The following is a 10,095-nucleotide window of genomic DNA, read 5'->3' as shown; positions in this document are numbered from 1 at the left end:
AGGGCGCCCTCCTCTCCAGGGGGGCGCCCTCCGCCGTTCTCACGTGCTCCGGGCGGCCCGCGCCGTGCCCGACGCGGCCCGCTGCGGCCTACGGCTCGAACTTGTAGCCCAGGCCCCGCACCGTCACCAGGAAGCGGGGGGCGCCCGGGTCGGGCTCGATCTTGGCGCGCAGCCGCTTGACGTGGACGTCGAGGGTCTTGGTGTCACCCACGTAGTCCGCGCCCCACACCCGGTCGATCAGCTGCATGCGGGTCAGGACCCGGCCCGCGTTGCGCAGCAGCATCTCCAGGAGGTCGAACTCCTTGAGCGGCAGGTCGACCTTGCCGCCGGCGACGGTGACGACGTGGCGGTCCACGTCCATCCGGACCGGGCCCGCCTCCAGGGCGGCGGGGGCGACCTCCTCCGGCTCACCGCGGCGGCGCAGCACCGCGCGGATGCGGGCGACCAGCTCCCGCGAGGAGAACGGCTTGGTCACGTAGTCGTCGGCTCCTATTTCCAGGCCGACGACCTTGTCGATCTCGCTGTCCTTCGCCGTGACCATGATCACGGGGACGTTGGACCTGCTGCGCAGCTGACGGCAGACCTCGGTGCCGGGCAGGCCCGGCAGCATCAGGTCCAGCAGGACGAGGTCGGCGCCGTTGCGCTCGAACTCGTCGAGACCGTCCGGGCCGGTGGCCGCGATGGCGACCTCGAAACCCTCCTTGCGGAGCATGTAGGACAGGGCGTCGCTGAAGGATTCCTCATCCTCGACGACGAGCACTCGGGTCACGGAAGGACCTCCGGGGCTGGGAACGGTTCAAGGGTGTCGGGGTGGGCGGGGCCGTAGGGCCCCTCGTCGTCGTTGACGGGGTGCGGTCCGGCCGGGTCGCGGTCGCGATCCCGTACGGAGCCCGCTTCGGGCAGCCGCAGGGTGAAGGTGGAGCCCTGGCCCTCCGAGCTCCAGACCGTGACCTCCCCGCCGTGCGAGGCGGCCACGTGCTTGACGATGGCGAGGCCGAGGCCGGTGCCACCGGTGGCCCGTGAGCGGGCCGGGTCGACGCGGTAGAAGCGTTCGAAGACCCGCTCGCGGTCCTTCTCCGAGATGCCGATGCCCTGGTCGGTCACGGCGATCTCGATCTGGTCCCCGCCGGGCACGGGCACCCGCCGCGCGGCGATGCCCACGCGGGTGCGGGCGGGGCTGTAGTTGACGGCGTTCTCGACGAGGTTGCCGAGGGCCGCGGCGAGCTGTCCGCGGTTGCCCCAGATGTGGAGCTCCGCGGTGCCGCCGGCCGCCATGGTGATCTGCTTGGAGCCGGCCTGCTGGCGGCAGCGGTCGATGGCCTCGGCCACCAGCTCGTCCACCCGGACCGGCTCGGCGTCCTCCAGCGGGTCGTCGTTCTGCACCCGTGAGAGGTCGATGATCTCCTGTACGAGGTTGGTCAGCCGGGTCGCCTCGACCTGCATCCGGCCCGCGAAGCGCTCCACCGCCTCCGGGTCGTCGCTGGCGTCCATCACGGCCTCGGAGAGCAGCGAGAGAGCGCCGACCGGGGTCTTGAGCTCGTGGCTGACGTTGGCGACGAAGTCGCGTCGTACCGCTTCTATCCGGCGGGCCTCGGTGAGGTCCTCGACCAGCAGGAGCACCAGCCGGGAGCCGAGCGGGGCGACCCGGGCGGAGACCGCGAGGGCCTCGCCCCGGCCCGTACCGCGCCGCGGCAGGTCCAGCTCGACCTGGCGTATCTCGCCGTCCCTGCGGGTGTCCCGGGCCATGTTGAGCATCGGCTCGACGGCGAGCCGGCCGCCCCTGACCAGCCCCAGCGCGTACGCGGCCGAGCTGGCCTTGACCACGCTGTCGCTCTCGTCGAGCACCACCGCCGAGGAGCTGAGCACGGAGAGGACCGTGTCCACGCCGGGCGGCAGGGGGGCGTTGCTGTCGGGCCGCATGGAGGTCCGCGTCGGCTTCTTCTGGTCGCGCTCGCTCCAGCGGAACGCCAGCATGGCGATCACACCGGTGCCCGCACCGCCGATCGCCGCAGCTGCGGCGACTGCCGCGTTCACGTCCATACGTCAAGGTTATGCGGGTACCGGAGGACTCTCCCAGCCATCCGAGTGGCTGTCCGAACACTCGTCGCCCAGAGTTCACCGAGGGGCAAGGGCTGGTTCACTTGGGCGGCCGGAGCCCGACGCGTAGGCGCCCCAAGGTGGCAGCGTGGGGTTCGAAGCTGGCCCCGGCCTTACGAAGAGGACTGGAGAGGGACTTCCATGCGTGACGCGTACCACGAGGAACTCGACTCGATCGGCGAAGGACTGGTCGAGATGGCCCGGCTCGTCGGGTCGGCGATCGGCCGGGCGACGACGTCCATGCTCGATGCCGATCTCAAGCTCGCGGAGAGCGTGATCGCCGCCGACCAGAAGGTCGACGATCTTCAGCACGACCTGGAGGCGCGGGCCATCGCCCTGCTCGCGCGTCAGCAGCCCGTGGCGACGGACCTGCGCATAGTGGTCACCTCCCTGCGGATGAGCGCCGACCTGGAGCGCTCGGGCGACCTCGCCCAGCACGTCGCCAAGCTGGCCCGGCTGCGCTTCCCGGCGTCGGCGGTCCCGCACGACCTGCACGCCACCATCCTGGAGATGGGGCAGCTGGCGCAGCGCCTGATGGCCAAGGCCGCCGAGGTCATCATCACCAAGGACGTCGACCTCGCGCTCCAGCTGGAGCAGGACGACGACGAGATGGACCTGCTGCACCGCACGCTCTTCCAGCACCTGATGGACGACCGCTGGAAGCACGGCATCGAGACCGCCGTGGACGTGACGCTGCTGGGCCGCTACTACGAGCGCTTCGCGGACCACGCGGTGTCGGTGGCGAAGCGGGTGGTGTACCTGGTGACGGGCGAGCACGCGGACGAGATCCAGCAGCAGGCGGCGGTGGAGGGCGCCTGACACCGGCGTACGGGGCGTGTACGGGGCGCATTGGCGCCCCTGCGCATGTGCGCCGTTGATGCGCCCGCCGGTGTGGGCATCCAATGGGGTGGGGCTGCGCGCCTTGCCCGTACGCCCCGGTCGTACGCGCGTCGTCGTGGCGTACGGCCTGTCGTACGCCTTGAGGAGGAACCATGGCCGATTCCCCCGTCACCGAACCCCAGCAGGACGTGCCCGTCGAGGCGGTGCGCCTGCCCCTGCTCGGCGCCTGCGGCTGCGGCTCCGGCTGCGGCTGCGGCTGCCAGTCGGGCGCCCCGTGCCAGTGCGGTGGCTGCTCCGGCTGAGCGCCCGTCGTGCCACCGAGCGCGCCCCGCACGGGATTCGTCCCGCGCGGGGCGCCGCCGTGTGCGCGGGCGTACGCGACGGGCGTACGCGGGCCGTGCGCGGGCGGGCGTACGCGGGCGGGTCGTGCGTGCGCGGGCCGTGCGTGGGCGCTCAGGCCGTCCGCTCGACGGCGGGTCCGGTGCTGGTGCCCGTTCCGGCCGCGTCGCCCCCGTCCTCCCCCGCGTCGGGGCCGGCCCCGCCCCCGGCGGCCGCCACCCCGTCCGACGCCGGGAGGTTCCGCATCAGCAGCCCGTACCCCAGCGCCGCCACCGTCCCCAGCACGGCGCACGCGCCCCACAGCCACCGCGCGCCGAACCGGTCGATCACCACGCCCGACATCAGCGGCGCGATCAGCGCCGCCACGGCCCAGGACATCGTGTACATGCCCTGATAGCGGCCCCGGCCCCGGGCGGGCGACAGCCGGACGACCAGGCTGCTCTGGATCGGCGAGTTGACGATCTCGGCGACCGTCCAGACGCAGATGGTCAGCGCGTAGACCCCGACCGACCCGGCGAACGCGGTCAGCCCGAACCCGTACCCCGCCAGCAGCGAGGACACCACCAGCAGCCGGCGCGGATCACGGTGCTCGATGAAGCGGGTGACGGGGATCTGGAGCACCACGATCAGCACCCCGTTGACGGCGACCGCGGTCCCGAAGTCGGAGCTGGAGAACCCGTCCGCCCCCATGGCCACCGGCAGCCCCACGTACCCCTGCTGGAAGATCAGCGCGATGACGAAGGAGAGGCCGACCACGCTCATGAACCGGCCGTCGCGCAGCACGGTGGAGAGCCGGACCTCCTCCTCCGCGCCGCCGCTGCCCGCCGGGCCGGTGGCCGCCGGCTTCTCCGGCCGGGTCTCGGGCACCTTGAGGAAGACGACGACGGCGCAGGCCAGCGTCATCGTGGCCTCGCCGAGGAACCCGGCGAGATAGCTGTACTCGGCGACGAACCCGGCACCGGCCGAGGAGACCGCGAAGCCGAGGTTGATGGCCCAGTAGTTGAGCGAGAAGGCCCGCACCCGGTCCTCGGGCCGCACGATGTCGGCCATCATCGCCTGCACGGCGGGCCGTGACGCGTTGCTCGCCATGCCGACGACGAAGGCGACCCCCGCGATGGCCACCGGGTCGACCATGAAGCCGAGCACCGCCACCGACAGCGCCGTCGACGTCTGCGCGATCAGCATGGTGGGACGGCGGCCCAGCCGGTCGGTCATCACCCCGGCCCCGAGCGAGGAGACGACCCCGCCGAGCCCGTGCAGCGCGGCGACCAGCCCCGCGTACGAGGCCGAGTACCCGCGGTCCAGGGTCAGGTAGAGCGCCATGAACGTGGCGACGAAGGCGCCGAGGCGGTTGACCAGTGTGCTGGTCCACAGCCACCAGAACTGGCTGGGCAGACCGGACACGGATGCCCGGGCAGCCCGTCTGAGACCGGCGACAGACATGCGGAATCCCCCCGGGGGCGTGTGTACGGAAAGAACGATCGCCGGTAAGAGGCCGGACAACTGTCCACACATTACGAATCCGGAATTCCGGTCCGCCAGTCGATTGACGGCCGACGTCAATCGACCGCGGGGCCGGCCGCACGGCCGGGTGTCCGCCCCGTGGCCACCCGCGCGGGGTTCGTACGGGTTCGATTACGCTCGGCACCATGGCCGACGCACCGTACAAGCTGATCCTCCTCCGCCACGGCGAGAGCGAATGGAACGCGAAGAACCTGTTCACCGGCTGGGTGGACGTCAACCTCACCGAGAAGGGCGAGAAGGAGGCGGTCCGCGGCGGTGAGCTGCTGAAGGACGCCGGTCTGCTCCCCGATGTGCTGCACACCTCCCTCCAGAAGCGCGCCATCCGCACCGCGCAGCTCGCGCTGGAGTCCGCGGACCGCCACTGGATCCCGGTCCACCGCTCCTGGCGGCTGAACGAGCGCCACTACGGCGCCCTCCAGGGCAAGGACAAGGCGCAGACGCTGGCCGAGTTCGGCGAGGAGCAGTTCATGCTCTGGCGCCGCTCGTACGACACCCCGCCGCCCGCCCTGGAGGACGGCACCGAGTTCTCGCAGAGCGACGACCCGCGCTACGCGACGATCCCGCCGGAGCTGCGCCCGCGCACCGAGTGCCTCAAGGACGTCGTCGTCCGCATGCTGCCGTACTGGTACGACGGCATCGTCCCGGACCTGCTCGCCGGCCGCACGGTCCTGGTCGCCGCCCACGGCAACAGCCTCCGTGCCCTGGTCAAGCACCTCGACGGCATCTCCGACGCCGACATCGCGGGCCTGAACATCCCGACCGGCATCCCGCTCGCCTACGAGCTGGACGCCGACTTCCGCCCCCTGAAGCCGGGCGGCACCTACCTCGACCCGGACGCGGCGAAGGCCGCCATCGAGGCCGTGAAGAACCAGGGCAAGAAGTAGCCCTCGCCCACGAACGAGCCCCGGCCCCGCGGTTTCCCCGCCGGCCGGGGCTTCTTCGTGCGGGCGACGGCGGTCGACCCGGCACGCGTGCCGTCCGCGAGGCCGCGACGGGGCGCGTACCGCGCATCGGGGCCGGTGGCGGTGGCCTGTCCTGACCCGCCGGCCCGCCGGGTCAGCAGATCGGCCGGTAGGGCGCGTCCGGGAGGTAGGTGTCCCACTGGCCGCGCGGCAGGGACCCGCCGGAGCGGCGGCACACCGTTTCGGCGATGCGGTCCGGGTCGATGGCGTGGCGCTCCAGCAGCACGTGCGTGCCCGCCGCGTACAGAGTGCGGCCGTCCGGGGCGAAGGCCAGCGAGCGGATCCGGTCCCCGGCCGTGGGCAGCCCGGTGCCGAGCGCCAGGCGGGAGGGAACGTCCCACAGCCGCAGGGTTCCGTACTCCCCGGCGGCGGCCAGGGTGGTTCCGTCGGGGGACAGCGCGAGGGCGGTGATCTCCTCCGGGGCGTCGGGGGTGCCCTTCCCCACGCCGCCGTAGAGCATTCCGAGTCCGGCGCGCCGCCGGGTGTCCCACAGAGTGATGTGTCCGGACAGCTCGCCTCTGGCGGCCAGGCCGCCCGCGTGGTCGAACGCGGCCACGCAGGCACAGTTCGCGGTGGGGGGTCCGGTGGTCGTCGCTCCGGGGCCCGGGGCGCCCGTGCCCGCGCCGGTGCCCGCGCCCGGGTCCGGGGCGCTGCCGTCGGCGGGTCCGGGGCGGTCCTCGCGGGGCGCGCCGTCGGCGGCGTCGTCCCGCCGGGCCGTACGTGCGGGGACGGTGCGCAGTGCGCGGGCGGTGTCGGCGCTCCACACGGTGGTGCTGTCATCGGCCATGCCGGTCGTCGTCAGCTCGTGCCCGTCGGGGGAGAGCGCGAAGGTCGCGAAGCCTTCCGGCTCGGTGGCCCGCAGTTCGCCGACCCGGCGGTGGCGCCCGGTGTCCCACACCACGACGCGTCGCGCCAGGCCCAGTCCTTCCTCGTACCGGGGCACGTAGGCGAGCCGCCGTCCGTCCGCGCTGAGCGAGAGGGCCGGGGAGTCCGGTGCGAGGTCCTGGCCGGCGGCGGGCGTGGGAGGCGGCGGCGCGTCGGGGCGGCGCCGGCCCGTGCGGCCGTCGTAGAGGGCGAGGCGGCCGGCGCGCAGGACGGCGAGCACCCTGCCGTCCTGGCTGAGGGCGGCCTGCTGCGCGGGCCGGCTGTCCCAGCGGGAGCCCAGGACGGCACCGATGTCGAGCGCGTGGACGGTCTGGGTGCTTGCCGGGCTCCCGTCGAGATAGCGCAGGACACCGGCGCGGGTGTCGATCCGCAGCTCGAAGGGGTCCTCGTCGGACAGCTGGTGGCGGAAGACGGGGGCCTGCGGGCGGTCGAGGCGCCAGATGAGGATGTCCGTGGATCCGCGGCTCGCCGCGTAGGCGCCGTCCGCGGTGAACACGAAGTCCAGCGGGGCCACTTGACCCAGCCGTGGCAGGTCCTTGCCGCTGGAGACGCTCACCCTGCGCAGCGCGTAGGCGTCCTGCAGGACCAGCTCCCGGCCGTTCGGGGTGAACCGCAGGTGGCCGTCGGACGGGCAGGCGGGACGGCGGTGCCAGGCGGCGTCGGCGCGGCGGCGTGCGCGTACGTCCCACAGGACCAGGCCGCGGCTCGTGCACAGGGCGAGCAGCCGGTTGTCCGGGCTGACGTCGCTGTCGTCGAGCGTTCCCGTTTCCGCGAGCGGCAGGGCGGAGAGCAGGCGCCGCCCGGTGGACGTGTCCCACACGTCCATGCGGGCGTCCGTATGGAAGATCATCGCGTGTTTGCTGGAGCTCGTCCCGTAGCTGCCCGCACCGCTCATGGAGACGGGGCGCAGGTCGCCGCCCGCGGCGGGAGGGCCCACCGCGACGAACGCCCCCGCGCCGGACGCCGATTCGCCGGACGCCGGTTCGTCGGGCACCGGTTCGCCGGGCACCGGTTCACCGGGCGCGTCCTTCGGGCCGAACGGACGCCCCTGGTAACGCTCGGCCCGGATGTCCCACAGGCGCTGCTGCCCGTCCTGACCGACGGGCACGATCAGGAAGCGTCCGTCCGGGGTGAGTTCGGCCGTCTCGGCCATCTCGGCCGGGAAGCCGCCGCCACGGGGCGCCCGGTAGCTGCCGGTCATCCGGCGGCCCGGAATGTCCCACTGCGTGACGCGACGTTCGCCGACGTCGACCAGGGTGCGGCCGTCGGAGCTGAGCAACGAGGTGGCGCCGGACTGCCTGGACGGGGTGAATCCGGGCAGTTCCTGCTGGCCCAGCGCGCCCAGCAGCGCGGACCGGGTTTCCGGCGTGCGGCTGAGCCGCCAGGCGGCGACGCCCAGCCGCAGCGCCGTACGCGGATCCGAACCGCGCAGGTCGTCGGCGGCACCGGCCACGCGACGGGCCGCGGCGTCGACACGACGGCGGTCACCGTCCTGGTTCTGCTGCCAGGCCACGGTGCCCGCGACCAGGGCGAGCACGAGCAGCAGACTCGCGGAGGCGACCAGCGCGCGCAGCCGCCGCCGGTCACGGGTACGGGCCGTCCGGGCCGCGTGCAGGAAGTCCCGCTCGGCGGGGGTCAGCTGCGCCAGGTGGGCGGGGTGCGCGAAGGCCTCCTCGGCCTCGGCCAGCCGTGCTCCCCGGTAGAGCGCCCCGGGGTCCCGTCCCAGCTCCGTCCAGTCGCTGGCGTCCTGGGTGAGGCGGCGCAGTACGCGCAGCCGGTGGCGGTCCTCCTCGATCCAGCCCCGCAGCCGGGGCCAGGCGGTGATCAGCGTCTCGTGGGCGAGACGGACGGTGTCCCCGTCCAGGGTGACCAGACGGGCGCGGGCGAGACGGTCGAGGACCGCCTCGGTGCCGGTGGCTGCGCCGGTGTCGGTGGTGCCTGCGTCTGCGCCTGCGCCTGTGCCGTCCGCCGGGTCGTCGCCCCCGGTGCCGTGCCGCCCTGCCGCGGGGGCCGTGTCCAGTTCGCTCCGGTCCGCGGGGCGGCACGTGTCGGCGGTGCCGTCCCCCGGGGCGATCAGACGCAGCAGTATCCGGCGCGTCAGGGCCGCCTGGGAGTCCGTGAAGGAGCGGTACAGGTCCTCGGCCGTCTGGGCGATGGCACCGCGCACACCGCCCGCCGCTTCGTACGACCGCAGGGTCAGGGTCCGGCCCGAGCGCCGGCGCCAGGTCTCCAGCAGCGCGTGCGACAGCAGCGGCAGGCCGCCGGGCTCGCCGTCCACCTCGTCGACCAGCTGAGCCGTCAGGGAACGCTCCACGGTCAGGCCGCGCACCCCGGCGGGTCCCGTGACCGCCCGCCGCAGGTCCTCGCGGCCCATCGGACCGACGGGCAGACTCGCGTCCCGTATCAACCGCACGAGCGCGGGATGCTCCAGGCACCGGCCGTAGAAGTCGGAGCGCACACCGAGCACCACCCGCAGACGGCTGCCCCGCTGCCGGGCCGCGAGCAGCAGATCGATGAACCGGGCGCGCTCGGCCGGATCCGGGCAGAGGGTGAAGACCTCCTCGAACTGGTCCACCACGAGGAGGGTGTCGCCCGGACCCTCGGCGGGCCGCAGCCTGCTTTCGTGCGTGCGGACCGGGTGCGGGCCCGGCGTCAGGACACGGATCGCGGCCGGGCGCAGCGCCCGCTCCGTCGTCCGTCCCAGCCTCGGCGCGAGACCGGCCCGCAGCAGCGAGGACTTTCCACTGCCCGAGGGCCCCAGCACGACCGCGCACCGGTGGTCGCGCATCACGTCCACCAGGCTGTCCACCAGGGCGTCGCGCCCGAAGAACACGTCCGCGTCGTCCGGTTCGAAGCGGGCCAGCCCCCGGTAGGGCGAGTCCGCGACCGGCTCGTCCTCCCGGGGAACGGCGGCGGCCATCGCCGCCGCGGCCCGCCAGCGCCTCTCCCAGTCGGCGCGGTCACCGCCGCACGCCGTCACGTAGGCCAGCGTCACCGCCAGTGTCGGCAGCCGCTCGCCGGCCGCCGCCTGCGACAGGGCGGGCGCCGAGTAGTCCGACTCCTTCGCCATCACCCGGTAGGTCGGCCCGCCCGCCCCGGCGCGCAGCGCCCGTAGCTCCGCGGCGAACCGCTGCACCGGGCCCGCGTCCGCGTCGAGCGGCCTTTCGGGACGTCCCATCCAGCTGCCCCCCCAGCAGTCGCCCCCGGCCCCCCGACCGGTTTCCCCACGCTACGACAGCCTGTCGGCGCGTCACCAACCCTTCGCAGTCGACGGCGAGTTGATTACCCGCACGAACAGGGGGTGCCAATCAACCGGGCGCACGGTGAAGTCGTTGTCGAGCGGCGCCGCCCGGCACGGACGACGCCGCCCGGCGCGTCCCGGCCGGCTCCCGGCGGGGCGCGGACGCACAGCCGCCTCGGCCGGTACCCGGCCGCACCGGCGGACGAC

General features: G+C 73.8%; 7 protein-coding genes. 3 read left to right on the top strand and 4 right to left on the bottom strand.

Annotation, left to right across the window (positions count from 1 at the left end; all coding sequences use genetic code 11):
* Window positions 1-88: 88 nt before the first annotated feature.
* Both ACFCV8_RS22290 and ACFCV8_RS22285 read right to left on the bottom strand, forming a co-directional pair.
* Window positions 89-769, bottom strand: coding sequence for a response regulator transcription factor (locus tag ACFCV8_RS22290; RefSeq protein ID WP_148837180.1), 681 nt, complete (start codon window positions 767-769; stop codon window positions 89-91).
* On the bottom strand, window positions 766-2,040 hold the full coding sequence (locus tag ACFCV8_RS22285; protein ID WP_376687150.1) for a sensor histidine kinase: 1,275 nt from the start codon (window positions 2,038-2,040) through the stop codon (window positions 766-768). The genes ACFCV8_RS22290 and ACFCV8_RS22285 overlap by 4 nt, the downstream gene beginning before the upstream one ends.
* A 198-nt stretch (window positions 2,041-2,238) precedes the next feature.
* Between ACFCV8_RS22285 and phoU the strand changes: the two genes are divergently transcribed.
* Both phoU and ACFCV8_RS22275 read left to right on the top strand, forming a co-directional pair.
* Entirely contained in the window at window positions 2,239-2,916 is a 678-nt protein-coding gene (gene phoU / locus ACFCV8_RS22280) for a phosphate signaling complex protein PhoU (RefSeq protein ID WP_352279022.1), read from the top strand.
* A gap of 173 nt (window positions 2,917-3,089) precedes the next feature.
* Window positions 3,090-3,239 (top strand): hypothetical protein, encoded by a 150-nt coding sequence (locus ACFCV8_RS22275; RefSeq protein ID WP_376687149.1) that lies wholly within the window; start codon window positions 3,090-3,092, stop codon window positions 3,237-3,239.
* A gap of 151 nt (window positions 3,240-3,390) precedes the next feature.
* On the opposite strand, the gene ACFCV8_RS22270 is transcribed toward ACFCV8_RS22275, so the two are convergent.
* Complete coding sequence (locus tag ACFCV8_RS22270; protein WP_376687148.1) at window positions 3,391-4,719, bottom strand: MDR family MFS transporter; 1,329 nt, start codon at window positions 4,717-4,719, stop codon at window positions 3,391-3,393.
* Window positions 4,720-4,925: 206 nt separating this feature from the next.
* Between ACFCV8_RS22270 and ACFCV8_RS22265 the strand changes: the two genes are divergently transcribed.
* Window positions 4,926-5,684 (top strand): phosphoglyceromutase, encoded by a 759-nt coding sequence (locus ACFCV8_RS22265; protein ID WP_352279017.1) that lies wholly within the window; start codon window positions 4,926-4,928, stop codon window positions 5,682-5,684.
* Window positions 5,685-5,856: 172 nt separating this feature from the next.
* Here the strand turns inward: ACFCV8_RS22265 and ACFCV8_RS22260 are convergent, their stop codons facing one another.
* Complete coding sequence (locus ACFCV8_RS22260) at window positions 5,857-9,825, bottom strand: hypothetical protein (protein WP_376687147.1); 3,969 nt, start codon at window positions 9,823-9,825, stop codon at window positions 5,857-5,859.
* Between the last annotated feature and the right edge of the window lie 270 nt (window positions 9,826-10,095).

Origin of the sequence: Streptomyces sp. NPDC056347, from assembly GCF_042262625.1 — a bacterium.
Lineage (GTDB): Bacteria > Actinomycetota > Actinomycetes > Streptomycetales > Streptomycetaceae > Streptomyces.
This window is presented reverse-complemented; position numbering and strand designations above follow the sequence as displayed.

Bases quoted from the DNA above. Each gene is read 5' to 3' on its own strand.
- ACFCV8_RS22285 (WP_376687150.1), bottom strand. From the start codon at position 2,040: ATGGACGTGAACGCGGCAGTCGCCGCAGCTGCGGCGATCGGCGGTGCG.
- phoU (WP_352279022.1), top strand. From the start codon at position 2,239: ATGCGTGACGCGTACCACGAGGAACTCGACTCGATCGGCGAAGGACTG.
- ACFCV8_RS22275 (WP_376687149.1), top strand. From the start codon at position 3,090: ATGGCCGATTCCCCCGTCACCGAACCCCAGCAGGACGTGCCCGTCGAG.
- ACFCV8_RS22270 (WP_376687148.1), bottom strand. From the start codon at position 4,719: ATGTCTGTCGCCGGTCTCAGACGGGCTGCCCGGGCATCCGTGTCCGGT.
- ACFCV8_RS22265 (WP_352279017.1), top strand. From the start codon at position 4,926: ATGGCCGACGCACCGTACAAGCTGATCCTCCTCCGCCACGGCGAGAGC.
- ACFCV8_RS22260 (WP_376687147.1), bottom strand. From the start codon at position 9,825: ATGGGACGTCCCGAAAGGCCGCTCGACGCGGACGCGGGCCCGGTGCAG.